General features: G+C 73.0%; 18 protein-coding genes and 1 riboswitch. Of the genes, 13 read left to right on the forward strand and 5 right to left on the reverse strand.

Going from position 1 to position 20,533, the window contains the following annotated elements; all coding sequences use genetic code 11:
• The first annotated feature begins 151 nt into the window (after nucleotides 1-151).
• From ABZ564_RS29340 to ABZ564_RS29355, 4 genes are all read left to right on the forward strand, one after another.
• A complete protein-coding gene (locus ABZ564_RS29340; RefSeq protein ID WP_360862149.1) occupies nucleotides 152-1,513 on the forward strand; it encodes a pitrilysin family protein in 1,362 nt (453 codons plus the stop codon).
• A gap of 26 nt (nucleotides 1,514-1,539) precedes the next feature.
• Nucleotides 1,540-2,922: a pitrilysin family protein gene (locus ABZ564_RS29345; protein ID WP_360862164.1), complete on the forward strand. Its 1,383-nt coding sequence runs from the start codon at nucleotides 1,540-1,542 to the stop codon at nucleotides 2,920-2,922.
• A 243-nt stretch (nucleotides 2,923-3,165) separates the two neighbouring features.
• A riboswitch (cyclic di-AMP (ydaO/yuaA leader) is annotated at nucleotides 3,166-3,330 on the forward strand.
• A 13-nt stretch (nucleotides 3,331-3,343) separates the two neighbouring features.
• Nucleotides 3,344-4,177 (forward strand): M23 family metallopeptidase, encoded by an 834-nt coding sequence (locus ABZ564_RS29350; RefSeq protein WP_360862150.1) that lies wholly within the window; start codon nucleotides 3,344-3,346, stop codon nucleotides 4,175-4,177.
• 210 nt (nucleotides 4,178-4,387) lie between these two features.
• The gene (locus ABZ564_RS29355) at nucleotides 4,388-5,098 is read left to right on the forward strand and encodes a GntR family transcriptional regulator (RefSeq protein ID WP_360862151.1); all 711 of its coding nucleotides are present in this window, start codon (nucleotides 4,388-4,390) and stop codon (nucleotides 5,096-5,098) included.
• A gap of 173 nt (nucleotides 5,099-5,271) precedes the next feature.
• On the opposite strand, the gene ABZ564_RS29360 is transcribed toward ABZ564_RS29355, so the two are convergent.
• Nucleotides 5,272-5,553: an HPr family phosphocarrier protein gene (locus tag ABZ564_RS29360; RefSeq protein ID WP_018105371.1), complete on the reverse strand. Its 282-nt coding sequence runs from the start codon at nucleotides 5,551-5,553 to the stop codon at nucleotides 5,272-5,274.
• Nucleotides 5,554-5,726: 173 nt separating this feature from the next.
• On the opposite strand from ABZ564_RS29360, the gene ABZ564_RS29365 reads away from it, so the two are divergent.
• The 4 genes from ABZ564_RS29365 (at nucleotide 5,727) to ABZ564_RS29380 (ending at nucleotide 11,279) form a co-directional block, all read left to right on the forward strand.
• The gene (locus ABZ564_RS29365; RefSeq protein WP_360862152.1) at nucleotides 5,727-8,693 is read left to right on the forward strand and encodes a GNAT family N-acetyltransferase; all 2,967 of its coding nucleotides are present in this window, start codon (nucleotides 5,727-5,729) and stop codon (nucleotides 8,691-8,693) included.
• 90 nt (nucleotides 8,694-8,783) lie between these two features.
• Complete coding sequence (locus tag ABZ564_RS29370; protein ID WP_328902786.1) at nucleotides 8,784-9,380, forward strand: DUF5998 family protein; 597 nt, start codon at nucleotides 8,784-8,786, stop codon at nucleotides 9,378-9,380.
• On the forward strand, nucleotides 9,380-10,570 hold the full coding sequence (locus ABZ564_RS29375) for a nucleotide pyrophosphatase/phosphodiesterase family protein (protein WP_360862153.1): 1,191 nt from the start codon (nucleotides 9,380-9,382) through the stop codon (nucleotides 10,568-10,570). Before ABZ564_RS29370 ends, ABZ564_RS29375 begins: the two co-directional genes overlap by 1 nt.
• Before the next feature lie 58 nt (nucleotides 10,571-10,628).
• Nucleotides 10,629-11,279, forward strand: a complete 651-nt coding sequence (locus ABZ564_RS29380) for a thymidine kinase (RefSeq protein WP_360862154.1) — start codon at nucleotides 10,629-10,631, stop codon at nucleotides 11,277-11,279.
• Nucleotides 11,280-11,292: 13 nt separating this feature from the next.
• Here ABZ564_RS29380 and ABZ564_RS29385 read toward each other — a convergent pair whose 3' ends face one another.
• Nucleotides 11,293-11,652, reverse strand: a complete 360-nt coding sequence (locus ABZ564_RS29385; RefSeq protein WP_360862155.1) for a MerR family transcriptional regulator — start codon at nucleotides 11,650-11,652, stop codon at nucleotides 11,293-11,295.
• A gap of 97 nt (nucleotides 11,653-11,749) precedes the next feature.
• On the opposite strand from ABZ564_RS29385, the gene ABZ564_RS29390 reads away from it, so the two are divergent.
• The gene (locus ABZ564_RS29390; RefSeq protein ID WP_360862156.1) at nucleotides 11,750-12,196 is read left to right on the forward strand and encodes a hypothetical protein; all 447 of its coding nucleotides are present in this window, start codon (nucleotides 11,750-11,752) and stop codon (nucleotides 12,194-12,196) included.
• Here the strand turns inward: ABZ564_RS29390 and ABZ564_RS29395 are convergent.
• Nucleotides 12,168-12,944 carry a VOC family protein gene (locus ABZ564_RS29395; protein WP_360862157.1) on the reverse strand — a complete coding sequence of 259 codons (777 nt, stop codon included), beginning with the start codon at nucleotides 12,942-12,944 and terminating at the stop codon, nucleotides 12,168-12,170. The two genes, ABZ564_RS29390 and ABZ564_RS29395, sit on opposite strands and share 29 nt — an antisense overlap.
• A 230-nt stretch (nucleotides 12,945-13,174) precedes the next feature.
• Between ABZ564_RS29395 and ABZ564_RS29400 the strand changes: the two genes are divergently transcribed.
• Nucleotides 13,175-14,005, forward strand: coding sequence for a sulfurtransferase (locus ABZ564_RS29400; protein WP_360862158.1), 831 nt, complete (start codon nucleotides 13,175-13,177; stop codon nucleotides 14,003-14,005).
• 188 nt (nucleotides 14,006-14,193) lie between these two features.
• Here the strand turns inward: ABZ564_RS29400 and sepH are convergent, their stop codons facing one another.
• Nucleotides 14,194-15,252, reverse strand: coding sequence for a septation protein SepH (sepH, locus tag ABZ564_RS29405; protein WP_360862159.1), 1,059 nt, complete (start codon nucleotides 15,250-15,252; stop codon nucleotides 14,194-14,196).
• Nucleotides 15,253-15,747: 495 nt separating this feature from the next.
• Between sepH and ABZ564_RS29410 the strand changes: the two genes are divergently transcribed.
• Nucleotides 15,748-16,839, forward strand: a complete 1,092-nt coding sequence (locus ABZ564_RS29410; RefSeq protein WP_360862160.1) for a hypothetical protein — start codon at nucleotides 15,748-15,750, stop codon at nucleotides 16,837-16,839.
• A gap of 16 nt (nucleotides 16,840-16,855) precedes the next feature.
• Here ABZ564_RS29410 and ABZ564_RS29415 read toward each other — a convergent pair whose 3' ends face one another.
• Nucleotides 16,856-18,181, reverse strand: coding sequence for a D-arabinono-1,4-lactone oxidase (locus tag ABZ564_RS29415; protein ID WP_360862161.1), 1,326 nt, complete (start codon nucleotides 18,179-18,181; stop codon nucleotides 16,856-16,858).
• 208 nt (nucleotides 18,182-18,389) lie between these two features.
• On the opposite strand from ABZ564_RS29415, the gene ABZ564_RS29420 reads away from it, so the two are divergent.
• Nucleotides 18,390-19,517, forward strand: a complete 1,128-nt coding sequence (locus ABZ564_RS29420) for a ferrochelatase (protein WP_360862162.1) — start codon at nucleotides 18,390-18,392, stop codon at nucleotides 19,515-19,517.
• 70 nt (nucleotides 19,518-19,587) lie between these two features.
• Nucleotides 19,588-20,397, forward strand: coding sequence for an inositol monophosphatase family protein (locus tag ABZ564_RS29425; protein ID WP_360862165.1), 810 nt, complete (start codon nucleotides 19,588-19,590; stop codon nucleotides 20,395-20,397).
• The last annotated feature ends 136 nt before the right edge of the window (nucleotides 20,398-20,533 follow it).

Here is a 20,533-nt window from a genome sequence, read left to right on the forward strand (position 1 = left end):
CGAATTTCGCGCGAAGCTTCGCCGCACGGGAACTTCGGCAGGTGCCGGTTCGCTTGCATACAGTGGCTGTGTCTCGAAGCAACCTTTCGAAGCAGCTTCCCGCAGCGGCTTCTTCATATGGACATCCAGTAGCGCGATCGAAGGGACGTACATGCCCATGGGTCACACGGCCACCGCCCAGGCCGGCTCCGGCGGCTTGACAGCGACCGAGCACCGTCTGGCCAATGGCCTGCGCGTGGTGCTCTCCGAGGACCATCTGACCCCGGTCGCGGCGGTGTGCCTCTGGTACGACGTCGGCTCACGCCACGAGGTCAAGGGCCGCACGGGTCTGGCCCACCTCTTCGAGCACCTGATGTTCCAGGGCTCCGGCCAGGTCAAGGGGAACGGACACTTCGAGCTGGTGCAGGGCGCCGGCGGCTCGCTCAACGGCACCACCAGTTTCGAGCGGACCAACTATTTCGAGACGATGCCCACGCACCAGCTGGAGCTGGCCCTGTGGCTCGAGGCCGACCGGATGGGCTCGCTGCTCGTCGCGCTCGACGAGGAGTCCATGGAGAACCAGCGCGACGTGGTCAAGAACGAGCGCCGCCAGCGCTACGACAACGTCCCGTACGGCACCGCGTTCGAGCGGCTGACCGCCCTCGCCTACCCCGAGGGACACCCGTACCACCACACCCCGATCGGCTCCATGGCCGACCTGGACGCGGCGACCCTGGAGGACGCCCGCGCCTTCTTCCGTACGTACTACGCGCCGAACAACGCGGTGCTGTCGGTCGTCGGTGACATCGACCCCGAGCAGACCCTCGCCTGGATCGAGAAGTACTTCGGCTCCATCCCCTCCCACGACGGAAAGCAGCCGCCTCGCGACGGCTCGCTGCCCCCGGTCATGGGCGGCCAGCTGCGCGAGGAGGTCCGCGAGGAGGTGCCGGCACGCGCCCTGATGGCCGCCTACCGGCTGCCCCACGACGGCACCCGCGAGTGCGACGCAGCGGACCTCGCCCTGACCGTGCTGGGCGGCGGCGAGTCGTCCCGCCTGCACAACCGCTTGGTCCGCCGCGACCGTACGGCTGTGGCCGCCGGATTCGGACTGCTCCGGCTGGCCGGCGCGCCCTCCCTGGGCTGGCTGGACGTCAAGACGTCCGGCGGCGTGGAGGTGGCGGAGATCGAGGCCGCGGTCGACGAGGAGCTGGCCCGGTTCGCCGAGGAAGGCCCCACGCCCGAGGAGATGGAGCGCGCCCAGGCCCAGTTGGAGCGTGAGTGGCTGGACCGGCTCGGCACGGTCGCCGGCCGCGCCGACGAACTGTGCAGGTACGCGGTGCTGTTCGGCGACCCGCAGCTCGCGCTGACCGCCGTGAACCGGATCCTCGACGTCACGGCCGACGAGGTCAAGGCGGCCGCGCAGGCCCAGCTGCGGCCCGACAATCGGGCGGTTCTGGTCTACGAACCGGTCGAGCCCGCCGAAGAGGCGGATGCCGCCACCGACACCGACGCGCACGAAGGGGCGGACCAGTGACCGACGCTGCCGCGACTGAAGTTTCGATGCAGTACCAGCCCCAGCCCGTCCCCGGCGTGGCCCGTCCCTGGGCGTTCCCCGCGCCCGAGCGCGGCTCCCTGCCCAACGGCCTGACCGTGCTGCGCTGCCACCGCCCCGGCCAGCAGGTCGTCGCCGTCGAGATCTCCCTCGACGCCCCCCTGGAAGCCGAGCCCGAGGGTCTGGACGGCGTGGCCACGATCATGTCCCGCGCCCTGTCCGAGGGCACCGACAAGCGGAGCGCCGAGGAGTTCGCCGCCGAGCTGGAGCGGTGCGGCGCGACCCTCGACGCCCACGCCGACCACCCCGGTGTCCGGGTCTCCCTGGAGGTCCCGGCCTCCCGGCTGGCCAAGGCGCTCGGCCTGGTCGCCGAGGCGCTGCGGGCACCGGCCTTCGCGGACAGCGAGATCGAGCGGCTGGTGCGCAACCGGCTGGACGAGATCCCGCACGAGCAGGCCAACCCTGCCCGCCGCGCGGCCAAGCAGCTCTCCAAGGAGCTGTTCCCGGCCACGGCCCGCATCTCGCGCCCGCGCCTGGGCACCGAGGAGACCATCGAGCGGATCGACGCCGCGGCCGTGCGCGCCTTCTACGACGCGCACATCCGCCCGTCCGCCGCGACCGCCGTGGTCGTCGGCGACCTCACCGGCATCGACCTGGACGCCCTGCTCGCCGAGACCCTCGGCGACTGGTCCGGGGACATCGTCGAGCCCCGCCCCGCCCCGCCGATCACTGCCGACGACACCGGCCGCGTGATCATCGTGGACCGCCCCGGCGCGGTGCAGACGCAACTGCTGATCGGCCGCATCGGTGCCGACCGCCACGACAGCGTGTGGCCGGCCCAGGTGCTCGGCACCTACTGCCTGGGTGGCACCCTCACCTCCCGGCTCGACCGGGTGCTGCGCGAGGAGAAGGGGTACACCTACGGCGTGCGGGCCTTCGCCCAGGTGCTCCGCTCCAGCGCCGCGGACTCCGCCTCGGGTGCGACGGGCGCCGCGATGCTGGCCATCAGCGGTTCCGTGGACACCGAGTCCACCGGACCGGCCCTGGAGGACCTGTGGAAGGTCCTGCGGACGCTGGCCGCCGAGGGCCTGACGGACGCCGAGCGCGAGACGGCCGTGCAGAACCTCGTGGGGGTGGCCCCGCTGAAGTTCGAGATGGCCGCATCCGTCGCGAGCACCCTGGCCGACCAGGTGGAGCAGCACCTCCCGGACGACTACCAGGCGACGCTGTACGCCCGCCTCGCCGAGACCGGCACCGTCGAGGCGACCGCGGCCGTGGTCAGCGCATTCCCGGTGGACCGGCTGGTCACGGTCCTGGTCGGCGACGCCTCGCGCATCGAGGAGCCGGTCAGGGCCCTCGGGATCGGAGAGGTGTCGGTCGTCACCGGCTGACCGGCCACTTCGCCCGCTGCACGGGCCACGGGAGGCTCCGGCGCGCTGTTGTGCCGGAGCCTCCCCGCGTACCCGCTCGACGCCGGACCATTTTTTTCCTTTATGCGTCAATTTGCGCACAAGGGAACCGATTCACCCTGTGGGATGCGCTACAAAACCCCCTGCCCGTTTGGTGACGGGAAGTCCGGCCGATTAGCGTCGGGCCCGCTGTCCGCCACTCGTACGCCGCATCCGTGACGTACCGGGCAGCCATCGCCGAGTCCCCGTCAGGCGCGAGCCCGGGGAGCCGGGGACCCATGCAGTCCCTGGGGTGAATCGGACGCCCGCCCCCTCCGGGGCAAGGCGCCCGTAGGAGACCTTCCTGCTCCGAACCCGTCAGCTAACCCGGTAGGCGAGAAGGAAGGAAAGGACCAGCCACCTCATGGCGTTCACCCGTGCGACCGGGAAGCACCGTGCCCCGAGCCGTCTGACGCGTACCGGCGCCAAGGCCGTCGGCATCGCGACCCTCGCCACCACCGGCGTCATCGGCTCCCTCGCCTCCCCGGCCCTCGCCGCCGACACCGGGACGGCCCCCACGGCCACCGGGACCGGCCTCTCCCAGCTCCTCACCGTCGAGAGCACCCTCGCCGAGCGGATCGAGGCCCAGGCCGCCGCGCAGCATCACCTGGCCGACGTCGCCGAGAAGAAGGCGGCGGCCAAGGCCAAGGCCAAGAAGAAGGCCGAGGCCGCGAAGAAGCAGGCCGCCGCGAAGGCCGCCAAGGTCAAGGCAGCGGCCAGGGCGAAGGCCGAGGCGGCCCGCGAGGCATCCGCGCGCGCCGGCCGTTCCACCGCCCGCGCCGCCCTGGGCACGTCCTACCGCCTCCCCGTCGCCGGCTCGTACGTGACCACCGGCTACAAGTCCAGCGGCTCGCTCTGGTCGTCCGGCAGCCACTCCGGCATCGACTTCCACGCCGCGTCCGGCAGTTCCGTCGTCGCCGTCGGTGCCGGTACGGTCGTCGAGGCCGGCTGGGGCGGGGCGTACGGCAACAACATCGTGCTCCGGATGACGGACGGCACGTACACCCAGTACGGCCACCTCTCGTCGATCGGCGTCTTCGTCGGCCAGAGCGTCGCCGCCGGGCAGCAGATCGGACTCTCCGGCTCCACCGGGAACTCCACCGGCCCGCACCTCCACTTCGAGGCCCGCACCACGCCCTCCTACGGCTCCGACATGGACCCGGTCGCGTACCTGCGCGCCCACGGTGTCAGCGTCTGACCGGTCACAGGCTCCCCGGCGAAGGCCCCGGCATCCTGCCGGGGCCTTCGCCGTACCCGTATCGTCCCACCCGCCTCCCCGCGTCCCTCCGTGACCAAAAGATATTCATGAATTCCCGCTCGGCATCGGAAATGCGGGCACATTGCAATAGAGTCACGGCAGAGGTGTCGATCGGCCGCTGTTCGCGGGGATTGAGACGGAGGTTCGGACATGCGCGTTCCAGCACATTCGGTATGCACGGCAATCCGTGACGACATCGTTTCCGGTGTCTTCGAACGCGGCAGCCGGCTCACCGAGGAGGTGCTCGCACAGCGTTACGGGGTTTCCCGTGTCCCCGTACGGGAAGCGCTGCGCACCCTGGAGTCCGAGGGCTTCGTCGTCACCCGGAGACACGCCGGGGCCTGCGTCGCGGAGCCCTCGGAGCAGGAGGCCGCCGACCTCCTGGAGGTCCGCAAGTTGCTGGAGCCGCTGAGTGCCGCCCGTGCGGCCCAGCGCCGGACGGAGGCCCACCTCAAGGTGTTGCGCGGCCTGGTCAGGCTCGGCCAGGAGCGGGCCCGCCGGGGCGAGGGCGAGGACCTGCGCTCCCTCGCCGGCTGGTTCCACGAGACACTGGCCCAGGCCTCGGGCAGTCCCGGGCTCATCGCCCTCCTCACCCAGCTCCGCCACAAGATCGCCTGGATGTACGCGGTCGACCAGCCGGCCCGCCCGGCCGAGGCGTGGGCCGAGCACGGGGCGCTCGTGGACGCCGTGGCGCGCGGCGACGCGGAGCGGGCGAGGGCCCTGGCCGCACAGCTCGCCGAACGCCAGGGCGCCGCGCACCGGCTGCGCCGCACAGGCCGCCCGGCTTCCGCCGCCGCGCCCCCGGCCGGGCGTGTGAGGGCTTCGCAACATGCCGTAAACACCGCGAGCGGCCGAAATTAACAAAGGGCACGTACAAAGAAATAAAGGCCCGTGCAAAAAAACCGAAAAAGGCGACCCCTGCCTATTCGGTCCCAGTCGCCATAGCTGCAGCCCGCGCACGAAAAAGCCGCGACGCCCCGTGCAGGGGATCGCGGCTTTCCCGTGAGAATTCCGGTGGTCGTGACCGCTCGGGCTCAGACGGTCTCCGGAAGCTCTTCGAGCCCCTCGGCGACCAGCTTGGCCAGGCGGTCCAGAGCGGCCTCGGCGTTGTCCGCGTCGGACGCCAGCACGATCTCCTCGCCCCCCTGGGCACCGAGGCCGAGCACCGCGAGCATGGAGGCCGCGTTCACCGGGTTGCCGTCCGCCTTGGCGATGGTGACGGGGACGCCGGAAGCCGTAGCGGCACGGACGAAGATGGAAGCGGGGCGGGCGTGCAGGCCCTCGGCCCAACCGACGTTTACGCGGCGCTCAGCCATGGTTCTGCCCTTCACGAATCAACGGTTGTCTAGACCAGTGTCTCATGTGGTGCGCGATGCTCCGGGCCGACCCGCGGGCCCTTCCGAGGCCCGCTTGCGCGGTCGTCCGGAGACCCCAGACTGCCCCGGCCCCGGCACCCCCGCGACCGGTGCGACAGCCGTAGGCTTGGCCCATGCAGCCCTCTTCGGAGCAGAGTCCGCATCATGCCTACCCCGATCACTGGGAGGCGGACGTGGTGCTCCGCGACGGCGGCACCGCGCGGATCAGGCCGATCACCACGGACGACGCCGAGCGCCTGGTCAGCTTCTACGAGCAGGTTTCCGACGAGTCGAAGTACTACCGCTTCTTCGCGCCCTACCCCCGGCTCTCCGCCAAGGACGTCCACCGCTTCACCCATCACGACTACGTCGACAGGGTGGGCCTCGCCGTCACCGTGGGGGGCGAGTTCATCGCCACCGTCCGCTACGACCGGATCGACGCGACCGGCCGGCCCGCCTCCGCACCCGCCGACGAGGCCGAGGTCGCCTTCCTCGTCCAGGACGCCCACCAGGGCCGGGGTGTGGCCTCCACCCTGCTCGAACACATCGCGGCCGTCGCCCGCGAGCGCGGCATCCGGCGCTTCGCCGCCGAGGTCCTGCCCGCCAACACCAAGATGATCAAGGTGTTCCGGGACGCCGGCTACACCCAGCAGCGCAGCTTCGAGGACGGATCCGTCCACCTCACCCTGGACCTCGAACCCACCGCCGAGTCCCTGGCCGTCCAGCGCGCCCGTGAACAGCGCGCCGAGGCCAAGTCCGTGCAACGGCTGCTCGCCCCCGGCTCCGTCGCCGTCATCGGCGCCGGCCGCACCCCCGGCGGCGTCGGCCGCACCGTCCTGCGCAACCTCCTCGGCGCGGGCTTCACCGGCCGCGTCCACGCCGTGAACAGCGCCTTCGACGCCGGCCGGGACACCATCGACGGGGTCCCCGCGCACCGCTCCCTGGGCGAGATCGGCGAGCCGGTCGACCTCGCGGTCGTCGCCGTGCCCGCCGACCGGGTCCCGGAGGCCGTCGCGGACTGCGGTGAACACGGAGTCCAGGGGCTGGTGGTCCTCTCCGCCGGCTACGCCGAGTGGGGCGCCGAGGGCCGCGAGCGCCAGCGGGAACTGGTGCGCCAGGCCCGCTCGTACGGCATGCGGATCATCGGGCCCAACGCCTTCGGCATCATCAACAACTCCGACGAGGTCCGGCTCAACGCCTCGCTCGCCCCGGAACGGCCCGCCTCCGGACGCATCGGCCTGTTCACCCAGTCCGGCGCCATCGGCATCGCCCTGCTCTCCGGGCTCTACCGGCGCGGCGCGGGCCTCTCCACCTTCATCTCGGCCGGCAACCGCGCCGACATCTCGGGCAACGACTTCCTCCAGTACTGGTACGAGGACCCGGACACCGATGTCGCCCTGCTCTACCTGGAGTCGCTGGGCAACCCCCGCAAGTTCACCCGGCTCGCCCGCCGCACCGCCGCCGTGAAGCCCGTGGTCGTGGTCAAGGGCGCCCGGCACAGCGGCTCCACCCCGCCCGGCCACGCCGTCCCCGTCAGCCGCATCCCCGACTCGACGGTCTCCGCGCTGATGCGGCAGGCGGGCGTCATCCGCGTCGACACGGTCACGGAGATGGTCGACGCGGGGCTGCTCCTCGCCGACCAGCCGCTCCCGGCGGGCGGACGCGTCGCGATCCTCGGCAACTCCGAGTCCCTCGGCCTCCTCACGTACGACGTCTGCCTGGCCGAGGGCCTCCGGCCGCGCCCACCTGTCGACCTCACCACGTCCGCGACCCCGCAGGACTTCCGGGAGGCGCTGTCGGCGGCCCTGGCCGACGGGGGGTGCGACGCCGTGATCGTGACGGCGATCCCCTGGGCCGGCGAGAACGGCGAGGCGGAGTCGGGCGACGGCGAGGTCCTGGCCACCGCCCTGCACGCGGCGGCCGCCGCCGGCCCGGCCAAACCGGTCGCCGTGGTGCACGTGGAGATCGGCGGCCTGGCGGAGGCGCTGTCCGCCGCCACCAGCACCGTCTCCCAGCAGCGCCCGGCCGCGCAGCCCTTCACCGCGGCGCAGAGCGGCGCCTCCGTGCCACCGGGTGGCACGGAGGCCGGTGCTCCGACACCGCCCGGCGCCACGGAGGGCGCTGTCCGGACACCCGTGCCCCCCGGCGCCCCCCCTGCCGCCCCGGCGCCCCCGCCCGGTGCGACGGACAGCACCCCCGGCGTCCCCCAGGATGTCCCCCGCGTCGGCCGTATCCCCGCCTATCCCGCTGCCGAGCGCGCCGTCCGGGCGCTCGCCGAGGCCGTGCGGTACGCCCAGTGGCGGCGCCAGGCCGCGGTGCCCGGCAAGGTGCCCGACTTCCTCGACGACACCATCGACGCCCCGGGCGCGGCCGCCCGCATCGAGGCACTCCTCGGCAAGGACCCGGACCCGCGCGGCCGGCCGCTCGGCCACGACGAGGCCCGTGAACTGCTCGCCTGCTACGGCATCGCCGTCCGCCCCACGCTGCCGGCCCCCGGTCCGGAGGAAGCGGTGGCCGCCGCCGCCCGGCTCGGCTACCCGGTGGCTCTGAAGACGACCGCTCCCCATCTGCGCCACCGGGCCGACCTCGGCGGCGTACGCCTGGACCTCGGCAGCGAGGCGGCGCTGCGCCGCGCGTACGGCGATCTGACCGACCTGCTCGGCAGGCCCGCGGAGCTGCGGCCCGTCGTCCAGGCCATGGCGCCGCGCGGCGTCGACACCGTCGTACGGGCCGCCATCGACCCGGCCGCGGGTGCCGTGCTCTCCTTCGGCCTGGCCGGGGCGCCCTCCGAACTGCTCGGCGACACCGCCCACCGCCTGGTCCCGGCCACCGACCGCGACGCCGCCGAGCTGATCCGGTCCATCCGGGCGGCCCCGGTCCTGTTCGGCTGGCGTGGTGCGGCGCCCGTGGACACCGCCGCGCTGGAGGAGCTGCTGCTGCGGGTCTCCCGGCTGGTCGACGACCATCCCGAAGTGGTCTCCATCGCCCTGGAGCCGGTCGTGGTCGCCCCGCAGGGGCTCTCCGTGCTCGGGGCGAGCGTGCGCCTCTCACCGCCGCCGGCCAGGACCGACCTCGGCCCCCGCCGCCTGTCCAACTACTGACCCGGTGCCGGCTCGCGTGCCCCTGGACCGGCCGGGGCGGGGCCACCGCGGCGTCCCCGGCAGCCATCCGTCCCCCGTAGGATGGTTCCCATGGCTAAGACCGGTACGACGACCCAGGGGCTGCGCGCGGCGATCGAGCGCAGCGGCTACTACCCGGCCCTCGTGGCCGAGGCGGTGGAGGCCGCCGTGGGCGGTGAGCCGGTCGCTTCGTACCTGGTGCACCAGGAGACGACCTTCGACTCCAACGAGGTGCGCCGGCATGTCACGGTGCTGGTGCTCACGGACACCCGCTTCATCGTCAGCCACACCGACGAGCAGAACGCCGACACCAGCTCCCCGTCGCCGTACGCCACCACCTCCACCGAATCGGTCAAGCTCGACCGGATCTCCTCGGTCGTGGTCAGCCGTGTCGTCGCCAATCCGGAGAAGTACGTCCCGGGCACGCTGCCCCGCGAGGTCGTCCTGACCATCGGCTGGGGCGCGGTCTCCCGCATCGACCTGGAGCCCGCCGCCTGCGGCGACCCCAACTGCGAGGCCGATCACGGCTACACCGGCAGCACCACCGCCGACGACCTGAGCCTGCGGGTCAGCGAGGCCGGCGACGGCCCGGACACCGTGCGCCAGACCCTCGCCTTCGCCCAGGCGCTCTCCGAGGCCACGGCCGCCACCCCCGCGGCCGGCCACTGATGGCCCAGCCGGCCTGGCAGGACGACCCCGTCCCGCTGCCCGTCGACACCGCGCCCGTCCCGGAGTACGGCAGCGGCTCGCTCGCCGACCTGTTGCCGACCCTGCTCGCGGGCCAGGAAGTGCCCGGTTTCGGTGCGGCCATCGGCGAACTCGCCCCCGCCGACCGCAACTGCGTCTTCCTGATCGACGGCCTCGGCTGGGAGCAGATAAGGACGCACCCCGACGAGGCCCCGTTCCTGCACTCGCTGCTCCCGACCTCGCGCGGCGGCACCGGCCGTCCGATCACGGCGGGCTTCCCAGCCACCACGGCGACCTCGCTGGCCTCCGTCGGCACCGGCCTGCCGCCCGGCGAGCACGGTCTTCCCGGTTACACGGTCCGTAATCCCGAGACCGGCGAGCTGATGAACCAGCTCCGCTGGAACCCGTGGACCCCGCCGAAGGCATGGCAGCCCCACCCCACCCTCTTCCAGCTCGCCGACGCGGCCGGCGTGCGTACCGCCCAGGTCTCCGCCCCCGCCTTCGAGCAGACTCCGCTGACCAAGGTCGCGCTCAGCGGCGGCTCCTTCCTCGGCCGGCTCAGCGGCGAGGAACGGATGGACACCGCCGCCGAGCGGCTGGCCTCCGGCGACCGCTCGCTCGTCTACACGTACTACAGCGAGGTCGACGGCAAGGGGCACCGCTTCGGTACCGACTCCGACGCCTGGCGCGGACAGCTGATGTACGTCGACGGGCTGGCCCGGCGTCTGGCCGAGCAGCTTCCGCCGCGCTCGGCGCTCTACATCACCGCCGACCACGGCATGATCGACATCCCCTTCGACGAGCAGTCCCGGATCGACTTCGACGAGGACTGGGAGCTGAGCGCCGGCGTCGCGCTGCTCGGCGGCGAGGGCCGTGCCCGGCACGTGTACGCCGTCCCGGGGGCCGCCTCCGACGTGCTGGCCGTCTGGCGCGAGGTGCTGGGCGAGCAGTTCTGGGTGGCGAGCCGGGACGAGGCCGTCGCTGCGGGCTGGTTCGGCCCCCGGATCGACGAGCGGGTGTACGGCAGGATCGGCGACGTGGTCGCGGCGGCCCACGACGACGTGGTGATCACCGCTTCCCGCAACGAGCCGCACGAGTCGGCCATGGTCGGTATGCACGGCTCCATGACCCCCGTCGAGCAGCTCGTCCCGCTCCTCGAAGTACGCTCGTAGCCCGCCCCCACCTCCGCTTCGCCGCTCTCCCCCCATCCCGAAAGGTGCTCAACCCCTCATGCCCGAGCTTGTGTTCTTCTCCGGAACGATGGACTGCGGAAAGAGCACCCTGGCCCTTCAGATCGGCCACAACCGCTCGGCCCGGGGGCTGCAGGGCGTGATCTTCACCCGGGACGACCGGGCGGGGGAGGGGAAGCTGTCCTCCCGGCTCGGCCTGGTCACGGAGGCGGTCGAGGCGGACGAGGGCATGGACCTCTACGCGTATCTCGTCGCCCAGCTGTCCAAGGGGGGCCGGGTCGACTACGTGATCGTCGACGAGGCGCAGTTCCTGGCCCCGGCCCAGATCGACCAGCTGGCCCGGGTCGTGGACGACCTGGAGATGGACGTCTTCGCGTTCGGCATCACGACGGACTTCCGCACCAGGCTGTTCCCCGGCTCGCAGCGGCTGGTCGAGCTGGCGGACCGGATCGAACAGCTCCAGGTCGAAGCCCTCTGCTGGTGCGGTGCCCGCGCCACGCACAACGCCCGGACCATAGACGGCGAGATGGTCGTCGAGGGCGCGCAGGTCGTCGTCGGCGATGTGAACCGCCCGGCGGGCGAGGTCGGTTACGAGGTGCTCTGCCGCCGTCATCACCGCCGCCGCGCCACCGCGGCGTCCGCGCAGGCGGGCGCGCTCTCCCCGGACGTCCTGCCGGTGTCCTCCGCCTGACGGCAGCCTCCGTTCAGCCGGCCGCCCGGAGCAGCGGGCACCCGGAGCCGACGCGGGCGGCGAGGTCGGCCCGCAGGGCGGCGAGCCGGGCCATCCGCGCGTCGATCGCCGCGATCTTCTCCTCGAACAGCGCGGACAGAGCCTCGGCGCTGTCCGGTGAGTCACGCAGCTCCTCACCGGTGCGCGCGATCTCGGCCAGCGAGAAGCCGAGCGTCTGCGCGGTGCGCACGTAAGCGAGCCAGGGCACCGTCTCCGGCGGGAAGTCGCGGTAGCCGTTGGCCAGTCGCCGCCCGGTGATCAGCCCGGTTCTCTCGTAGAAGCGGATGGTGTCCCTGCTCAGCCCCGTCTGCGCGGCCAGCTCCCCGATACGCATGGCTCTCCCACTCCCCGGACTCGCGGACTTGACCTTGGACAGTACTCCACTGTTTACGGTCGGGGCGTCCGTCCAGGAAGCAGACAGGAGCCCCGCCTTGATCCGTACCGTGCCCCCCTCCCACCCCGCCTATCCGCGTCTGGTACGCGCGAGTGCGTGGTACGACCTCGTGGTCACCGCCGGTTTCGTCACCCCGTGGACGTACAGGCTGGTGCACAGTGCGCTGTCCCGGCTCGGAGAGGCGGTCGGGGCGGGCGCTCTGCCCGCCCTCGACCCGATGGAAACCCTCTACGCGAACCTGATGGGCTCGGTGGTGGTCGTCTGGGCGCTCCTGCGGCTTCTCCGGCCGCTGCCGGAGCACGGCCTGTACGACGGTCTCGCCCGTACGCTGTTCGCCCTGTGGCAGGCGTACGCGCTGGCCCACGGCGCCCCGTACTGGCTCTGGCTGTTCCTGGTGGCGGAAGTGGCGTTCGGCGTCGTCCAGCTCGTGCCCTGGCGCGGGGTGCGGATCGCCGTCAGCCCTCCGCCGAGCGCTGGATCGTGAACACCGCGCCCTCCGGGTCCGCGACCGTCGCGACTCTGCCGCTCGGGCTCTCTCTCGGCGGGCTCAGGACCTGACCGCCGAGCTCGGCCACCTGCTGCGCGGCCTCGTCGGTGTCGGCCACCTCGAAGTACGTCATCCAGTGCGGTCCCCGGTCGCGCAGCAGGGCGTGGCCGATGCCGTGCAGGGAAGCCACCGGGCGGCCCTGGAGGTGCAGGGTCTGGTAGTCGAAGTCCGCCGAGACGACGGCCTTGGTCTCGTAGCCGAAGACCGCCTGGTAGAACTTGGCGACCGTCGACGTCTCCCGGGTCACCAGCTCGTTCCAGACCGGCGTGCCGGGCGCCCCCGCCAGCGCGGTGCCGATGTGCGCGGCGGCCTGCCAGATCCCGAAGACGGCCCCGCCCGGGTCGGACGCGATGGCCATGCGGCCCGCCTCGCCCGCGTCGAGCGGCCCGACGCCGACCGTGCCGCCGCAGGCCCGGATCGTCTCCGCCGTCCGGTCCGCGTCGTCGGTGGCCAGGTAGGTCGTCCAGGCGATCGGGAGGTGGCGGTCCGGCGGCAGCTGGCCGATGCCCGCGACCTCCTTCCCGCCGATCAGCGCCCGTACATACGGGCCGAGCTGTTCGGGGCCGGGGCCGAACTCCCAGCCGAACAGCTCGGCGTAGAAGTTCTGGGTCGTGCGCAGGCCGTGCACGATCAGGCTCACCCAGCAAGGTGTTCCGGGTGTACGCCGAGCGTCAGCCTCGGTCATCGTCACTCTCCTCGGACCATCGTGGTGGCCGTACGGGAAAACGGGGCCGACGCGCCGTGATGCGGCGCGAGTCGTGTACGCCCCGTGCAGATGCTTGCACCACCGGGCGCAGGATGCGCTCCGGCCGCGCCGTCTTTTCCGGGATCACGCCACAGGGAGCCCGGTTTGTCGTGGTATGGGAGCTTCGCCGTTGTTACGAACGGCCGGGCGTCTGCGCGAGGATGGCACGCATGAAGCCCATCATCTCCGCATCCGAATGTGTGAGCGAACTGGCGGGGCCGCGCCCGCCCGTGCTCCTGGACGTACGTTGGCAGCTGGGCGGCCCGCACGGCCGGCCCGACTACGAGGCGGGGCACATCCCCGGCGCGGTCTTCGTCGACCTCGATACGGAGCTTGCCGGCCCGGCGGGCGACGGTGGCCGCCACCCCCTGCCCGACCCGGCCGCATTCGGTGCGGCCATGCGCCGTGCCGGGGTACGAAAGGACAGCCCGGTGGTCGTCTACGACGGCGGTCAGGGCTGGGCGGCGGCACGCGCCTGGTGGCTGCTGCGCTGGGCGGGGCACCGTGACGTCCGGGTGCTGGACGGCGGGCTCGCGGCCTGGACGGGGGAGCTGTCGAAGGAGGCCCCGGCCCCCGCGGAGGGCGATTTCGTGCCCGCCCCCGGCGCGCTGCCGCTGCTGGACGCGGACGGCGCCGCGGCCCTGGCCCGCTCGGGCGTCCTGCTCGACGCGCGGGCGGCGGAGCGCTACCGGGGCGATGTGGAGCCCATCGACCGGGTCGGCGGCCACATCCCCGGCGCGGTCTCCGCCCCGACCGGCGAGAACATGGACCCGGAGGGACGCTTCCTGAGCCCCGACCGCCTGGCCTCCCGGTTCGCCGGGCTGGGCGTTGACGGCGACACGACGGAGGTCGGCGTCTACTGCGGTTCGGGCGTCTCCGGGGCCCAGCAGGTGCTGGCGCTGGAGCTCGCAGGGCACCGGGCCGCCCTCTACGCGGGCTCCTGGTCCCACTGGTCCGCCGACGAGTCGCGCCCGGTCGCCACCGGCCCCGACCCCAGGTAAGGGCACGCCGTCGCACAGTCGGCACGACCGTCCGTGGCCGGACGACGCACAAGGGCCCGTACGCGCTCGCGTACGGGCCCCCGTCATGCTGCCGGGTCCCGGGGGGCCTCCACAAAATCCCGTCCGGCCCGCCACGCCTGGCGCGCGCCGCACCCTTCGGGCGCACGTCGGGACTTCCCGGGCATGCCCTAATCCTGCTTCTTGCGGCGCGTGCCGAAGACGATCTCGTCCCAGCTGGGCACCGCCGCCCGGCGTCCGGGGCGGACCCCGTCCGCCTCGGCCTGGCGGTCCGTCGTCCCGGTCAGCCGGTCGCGGTGGCCGGCGACCGCGCGCGGCATCAGGACGTCCGCGTACGCGGAGCCCGCACCCGCCGACGCGGCCGGCGGCTCCTCGGCCTCCGGCTCCTGCGCCGCCGGCTCGATCGCCGGGGGCTCGGGCGGAGCCGGCCGTTCCGGTACGACCATGTCGCCGCGGAAGCTCGGTACCGCCTCCAGCAGGCTGGTGAGCGAATCACGCTCGCTCGCGGTCACGCCGGCGACCCGCTCCTCCGGCTCCGGGGGTGGCGGCGGGGCCGGGCGCTCGATCTGCCGGTCCAGCGCGCGGTCCAGCGGCCGGTCGCGCGGCAGCCGGGCGATCCGGGGGACGAACGGGAAGCTGGGCTCGGGCGCCGCGACCTCGTCCGTCTCACCGATCAGCGAACGCGCCTCGTCGTCGACGGCCTGGACCAGCCGGCGCGGCGGGTCGTACGTCCAGCTCGCCGAGTGCGGCTCGCCGGCGACCCGGTACACCAGGAGGACCTCCCAGGTGCCGTCGTCGCGGCGCCACGAGTCCCACTGGACGGTCTCCTTGTCGGCGCCGCGCAGCAGCAGCCGCTCCTGCACCGCCTCGCCGAGCTGGGGGCCGGTGTTCTCGCCGGGGCGGCGCACCGGGGTCTTCCGGGCCCGCTCGGCCATGAAGGCGCGCTCCGCGAGCACGGGGCCCTCGAAGCGGCGGACACGGTCGACGGGAATCCCGGCGAACTGGGCGACCTCCTCCGCGGAGGCGCCGGCTCGTATCCGGGCCTGGATGTCGCGGGGCCGGAGGTGGCTCTCCACCTCGATCTCGATCTGGCCGAGCCGCGCGCGGTCGTTGCGCACGGCGGCTCTCAGCCGTTCGTCGATCGGAAGCGTGTACTCCGTGCTGTCCGCAGCCTTGAGCACCAGTCGTGTGCCGTCGTTGGAGACGGCCACGACACGCAGTTCGGGCATGGGGACCTCCCGGGTGGTGCCTGCCGACGTCACGTGCGTCGCTGCTTCCGCTAGTCGAGTGTGGCCTGCCCGGGTGCAGCCTGCCACAACATTGCCGTGTTGCCCGGCGTGTCGGGCGTGAGCCCTTGATCGCCTGTATGCCACGGTAGCCCGTGCGCAACGCAAAGTGACCGATGGTCACTCCGCGTAGCTGGCTGCCGTGCGATGCCGTGCGCCGCCGGATCGAGTGCCTCCTTCGGCCCCCTCCCGAAGGTTCCGGACGTCCGCGCGGGTGTCCGGCCCCAGGGCTCGCCACAGTACTCCATTCGGGCCATGTGGGTGGACCGCCGCGCCGTCGAAGTTCTCGTGAGGTGCGGGAGTTGGCCTACCCCTCCAGACGCCGCCTGCCCGCGATCCGTGTCGTGCTTCACAGAATCCACGCAACCGGAACTTTCGGCTTCGCTCGTGTGTCCCTAGTTGGTGCATGGTGGGAGAGATGTCAACCAAGGGCTGGAAATGGTGCGGAAGCCGGAAAGCGATACAGAACCCAACGAAAGGCGGATCGATCTGAGCCTGCCCCAGGTCGCGGGCAGTGCGGTCGCGGCGGTGGCGGCGGCCGTCGCGGCTTCCCAGCTCGGCGTGTACGGAACGATCGCCGGGGCCGGGGTCATGAGCGTCGTTGCCACCTGCGGCGGCTCGGTGTTCCAGCACTTCTTCCGCCGTACGGGTGAGCAGATCCGCGAGGTCACCGTCCAGGTGAAGCATCCGGGCCGCGAGGTGACCGTCCACACCCGCGAAACGGGCGCGCGACAGCCGGGCCGGGCCGTCGTCGGCGAGTTCCCGGCGGCGGAGGCCGTTCTGCTGGGAGCGGCGGAGGACGCCACCACGGTGCTGCGCCGCGTGGACGCGCAGGCGGACGAGACGACCCTCCTGCGCCGTGTGGAGCCGGACGCGACGACCGTGCTGCGCCGTGTGGACGCGGCGGACGGCACGACCGTGCTGCGCAGCTTCGACGCCGACGGGACCGCCGTGCTCCCGCATCAGGGCGGCCGTGACGCCACGACGGTCCTGCGCAGGCCGGGGACGGTCCCCGTACCGGACGAGGAGTTCTCCGAGGCGACCACGCACGGCACCCGGCTGCGCGGCTGGAAGCGGTCGGCCATCGGCGCGGCGGTGGTGTTCGCGGTCTCGATGGGCGGCATCACCACGTACGAGCTGATCTCCGGCAGCGACCTGAGCGGTGGCCACGGTACGACCGTGGGCTCCGTCGTACGCGGCGAGCGCGACGCCGGGTCTTCCACGCCCGGGCCCGCCGAAACCACCGTCCCCGACCAGGAGGCGCCGGACCCCGCCCAGCAGGACGAGGGCACGGCGACGCCCGGCACGGGCGGCCAGGACGACAACGGCACCGGAGCGCAGCAGGACCCGAGCGACGGCCCCGCCGACGGAGCGACTCCCGCGCCCACCCCCTCGGACCCGGCGGGCGGCGCCGTCGAGCCCGCGCCCACGCCCACCCCGAGCGCCACGGACGGCGGCGAGAGCACGGCACCCGCTCCGACGGCCACCGACAGCACCCCGGCGCCCACCGGAACGGAGGCGGCGGAGTGAGTCCGGTGGCGCCGGGTCAGTCGCCCAGCACCCGGCGCAGGTAGTCGTTGCCGAACAGACGGTCCGGGTCCAGCCGGTCCCGTACGGCCGTGAACTCGCCGAAGCGCGGGTACACGCCGGAGAGGTACGCGGCGTCCCGGGTGTTGATCTTGCCCCAGTGCGGGCGGCCGCCGTGTGCGGTCATGATCCGCTCCACCGCCGTGAAGTACGCCTGGTAGGGCGTGCCCCGGTACAGATGGACGGCGATGTACGCGCTCTCCCGGCCCGAGGCCGTGGAGAGCGCGATGTCGTCGGCCGGCGCGGTGCGCACCTCCACCGGGAAGCTGATCCGCAGCGGCGAGCGGTCGACCATCGCCCGCACCTCGCGCAGCGCCTCGACCGCGGCCTCCCGCGGCAGCGCGTACTCCATCTCCACGAACCGCACCCGGCGCGGGCTGGTGAACACCTTGTACGGGATGTCGGTGTACGTACGCGCCGACAGGGCCCGGCTGGAGATCCTGGCGATCGAGGGGATCGCGGCGGGCACGGCACGGCCCAGCGAGCAGGCGACCTGGAAGACGCCGTTGGACAGCAGCTCGTCCTCGATCCAGCCGCTGACCTTGCCGGGCGGGGCGGCGGGACCGGAGCTGCGGTTGTTGCGCTTGGTGTTGCAGTTCCCGGTGTGCGGGAACCAGTAGAACTCGAAGTGCTCGTTCTCGGCCACGAGCTGACCGAAGTCGGCCGTGACCTGGTCGAAGCCCATCGGCTCCTCGCGGGCGGTCAACAGGAAGACCGGCTCGACGGCGAAGGTGATCGCGGTGATGACGCCCAGGGCGCCGAGTCCGATCCGCGCCACGGCGAACACGTCGGGATTCTCGGTCTCGGAACAGGTCAGGACCGTGCCGTCCGCGGTGACCAGCTCCAGGGCCCGTATCTGCGCCGATATGGACGCCGAGTCACGGCCGGTGCCGTGCGTCCCGGTGGAGGTGGCCCCGGCGACCGTCTGCTCCATGATGTCGCCCATGTTGGTGAGCGAGAGGCCCTCGCGGGCCAGTGCGGTGTTGAGCCGCTTCAGCGGGGTACCCGCCTCGACCGTCACCGTCATCGCCTTGCGGTCGATCTCGCGGATGCCCGTCAGCAGATCGGGCCGGATCAGCACCCCGTCGGTGGCCGCGGTCGCGGTGAACGAGTGGCCGGTGCCGACGGGCTTCACCCGCAGTCCGTCCTCCGACGCCCTGCGCAGCGTCTCGGCCAGCTCGTCCACCGACGCGGGGGACACGATCCCGGCAGGCCGGGCGGTGATGTTCCCCGCCCAGTTGCGCCATGGGCCCGTCGCCGTCGTCCGTGCGTAGGTCTCGGTCATCTTCCCCGCGCCCTTCCCTGGGAACCGGCCCGCCCGGCCGGCGCTTCGACCGGCCGGGAACCACGGGTCACCGGCCGGTCGGAGGGGGATCATACTCACGGTTCCCGCCTGTGCATCCACCTCTCCAGCCGCTCCCGCGGGCCCGGCCGCGCACCCGGCCCGGATGTCGGTGGGACCCGGTCCCGGTGGGGGTGGCAGGATCGACGTCATGTCCGATCTGCGCGATCCCGCCCCCTACGACGCCCTGCTCCTGCTCTCCTTCGGCGGACCCGAAGGCCCGGACGACGTGGTTCCGTTCCTCGCGAACGTGACCCGCGGCCGCGGCATCCCCGAGGAACGGCTCAAGGAGGTCGGCAAGCACTACTTCCTGTTCGGGGGCGTCAGCCCGATCAACGCCCAGAACCGGGCCCTGCTCGACGCGCTGCGCAAGGACTTCTCCGTACACGGACTGGACCTGCCCGTGTACTGGGGCAACCGCAACTGGGCCCCCTACCTCACCGATACGCTCCGCGAGATGGTCACCGACGGCCACCGCCGCATCGCCGTCCTGGCGACCAGCGCCTACGCCTCGTACTCCGGCTGCCGGCAGTACCGCGAGAACCTCGCGGAGTCCCTGGCCGCCCTGGAGGCCGAGGGTCTTCCCGCGCCGCGCGTGGACAAACTACGGCACTACTTCAATCACCCCGGCTTCGTGGAGCCCATGGTGGAGGGCGTCCTCGCCTCGCTGGCGGACCTGCCCGACGAGGTGCGCGCGGGCGCGCACCTGGCCTTCACCACGCATTCCATCCCGCTCTCGGCCGCCGACACCTCCGGCCCCGTGGAGGCCCACGGGGACGGCGGCGCGTATGTCGCCGAGCACCTCGACGTGGCCCGGCTGATCGTGGACGCGGTGCGCGAGCGGACCGGTGTCGCCCACCCATGGCGGCTCGTCTACCAGTCGCGCAGCGGCGCCCCGCACATCCCGTGGCTGGAGCCCGACATCTGCGACCACCTCGAAGCCCTCCACGGCGAGGGGGTCCCCGCCGTCGTGATGGCGCCCATCGGCTTCGTCTCGGACCACATGGAGGTCCTCTACGACCTCGACACCGAGGCCACCGCCAAGGCCGCCGAGCTGGGTCTGCCGGTGCGCCGCTCCGCGACGGTCGGCGCCGACCCCCGGTTCGCCGCGGCCGTGCGCGACCTCGTCCTGGAGCGGGCCGCCGCCGAACAGGGCCGCGGGCCGCAGCGGTGCGCCCTCGGGACGCTCGGCGCGAGCCACGACCTGTGTCCGGTGGGCTGCTGCCCGGCCCGAGCCCCCAAGCCCGCCGCCGCGGGCGCCGACAGCCCCTACGCGTAAGCCCGAGCCTTTCCCCGACCCGACCCTTCTCAACCTCTTAGGGAGCGCCGTGACCGAAGCCGACCCGCCGCTGGACACTCTGCTCGACCTCGCACGGGAAGCCGCGGAACTCGCCGGCCGGCTGCTGCGCGACGGGCGCCCGGAAGGACTGGGCGTCGCCGCGACCAAGTCCAGCCCGGTCGATGTCGTCACCGAGATGGACATCGCCGCAGAGAAGCTGATCACCGAGTACCTGATCGACCGCCGCCCCCTCGACGGTTACCTCGGGGAGGAAGGCGGCACGACCGCCGAGGGCCGCAGCGGCGTGCGCTGGGTGATCGACCCGCTCGACGGCACGGTGAACTATCTCTACGGGCTGCCGTCCTGGGCCGTCTCCATCGGGATCGAGGTGCACGGCGAGCGGGTCGCCGGTGTGGTGGAGGCCCCGATGCGCGGCGAGACGTACTTCGCGCTCCGCGGCCGAGGTGCCTTCGTCACCGGCGGGACGTACGGCGACAAGGACGTCCGGCTGCGGTGCCGGCAGGCCGCCCCGCTCGCCGAGGCACTGGTGGCCACGGGCTTCAACTACGTCGCCGACGTCCGGGCCCACCAGGCCGAGGTGGCGCGCGAGCTGATCCCGCGGCTGCGGGACATCCGGCGCGGTGGCTCCGCCGCGATCGACCTCTGCGACGTGGCCGCCGGCCGGCTCGACGGCTACTTCGAGCGCGGCCTGCACCCCTGGGACCTGGCCGCGGGCGACATCATCGCCCGGGAGGCCGGCGCCCTCACCGGCGGACGCCCGGGCAGGCCGGCCGACGGGGAACTGACCGTGGCCGCACCCCCCGGCGTCTTCGAACCGCTCCAGGCCCTCCTGGAGGAGCTGGGAGCCTGGCACGACTGACCCCCGGCCTCCTCGGGTCGTCCCGGCCCGCCTCCGGGCAGCAGAAGGGCCCCGCAGCCGCCGTACGGCGGCTGGGGGGCGCCGGCGCGCCGCGCGGGCCGGGGGGGGGGGGGCCCGGCGCGCGCCCAGCGCGGGG

The organism is Streptomyces sp. NPDC019224, assembly GCF_040632605.1.
GTDB lineage: Bacteria > Actinomycetota > Actinomycetes > Streptomycetales > Streptomycetaceae > Streptomyces.

Coding starts and splice junctions, on each gene's coding strand:
- ABZ564_RS29340 (WP_360862149.1), top strand. CDS start 152: ATGCCCATGGGTCACACGGCCACCGCCCAGGCCGGCTCCGGCGGCTTG.
- ABZ564_RS29345 (WP_360862164.1), top strand. CDS start 1,540: ATGCAGTACCAGCCCCAGCCCGTCCCCGGCGTGGCCCGTCCCTGGGCG.
- ABZ564_RS29350 (WP_360862150.1), top strand. CDS start 3,344: ATGGCGTTCACCCGTGCGACCGGGAAGCACCGTGCCCCGAGCCGTCTG.
- ABZ564_RS29355 (WP_360862151.1), top strand. CDS start 4,388: ATGCGCGTTCCAGCACATTCGGTATGCACGGCAATCCGTGACGACATC.
- ABZ564_RS29360 (WP_018105371.1), bottom strand. CDS start 5,553: ATGGCTGAGCGCCGCGTAAACGTCGGTTGGGCCGAGGGCCTGCACGCC.
- ABZ564_RS29365 (WP_360862152.1), top strand. CDS start 5,727: ATGCAGCCCTCTTCGGAGCAGAGTCCGCATCATGCCTACCCCGATCAC.
- ABZ564_RS29370 (WP_328902786.1), top strand. CDS start 8,784: ATGGCTAAGACCGGTACGACGACCCAGGGGCTGCGCGCGGCGATCGAG.
- ABZ564_RS29375 (WP_360862153.1), top strand. CDS start 9,380: ATGGCCCAGCCGGCCTGGCAGGACGACCCCGTCCCGCTGCCCGTCGAC.
- ABZ564_RS29380 (WP_360862154.1), top strand. CDS start 10,629: ATGCCCGAGCTTGTGTTCTTCTCCGGAACGATGGACTGCGGAAAGAGC.
- ABZ564_RS29385 (WP_360862155.1), bottom strand. CDS start 11,652: ATGCGTATCGGGGAGCTGGCCGCGCAGACGGGGCTGAGCAGGGACACC.
- ABZ564_RS29395 (WP_360862157.1), bottom strand. CDS start 12,944: ATGACCGAGGCTGACGCTCGGCGTACACCCGGAACACCTTGCTGGGTG.
- ABZ564_RS29400 (WP_360862158.1), top strand. CDS start 13,175: ATGAAGCCCATCATCTCCGCATCCGAATGTGTGAGCGAACTGGCGGGG.
- sepH (WP_360862159.1), bottom strand. CDS start 15,252: ATGCCCGAACTGCGTGTCGTGGCCGTCTCCAACGACGGCACACGACTG.
- ABZ564_RS29410 (WP_360862160.1), top strand. CDS start 15,748: ATGGTGCGGAAGCCGGAAAGCGATACAGAACCCAACGAAAGGCGGATC.
- ABZ564_RS29415 (WP_360862161.1), bottom strand. CDS start 18,181: ATGACCGAGACCTACGCACGGACGACGGCGACGGGCCCATGGCGCAAC.
- ABZ564_RS29420 (WP_360862162.1), top strand. CDS start 18,390: ATGTCCGATCTGCGCGATCCCGCCCCCTACGACGCCCTGCTCCTGCTC.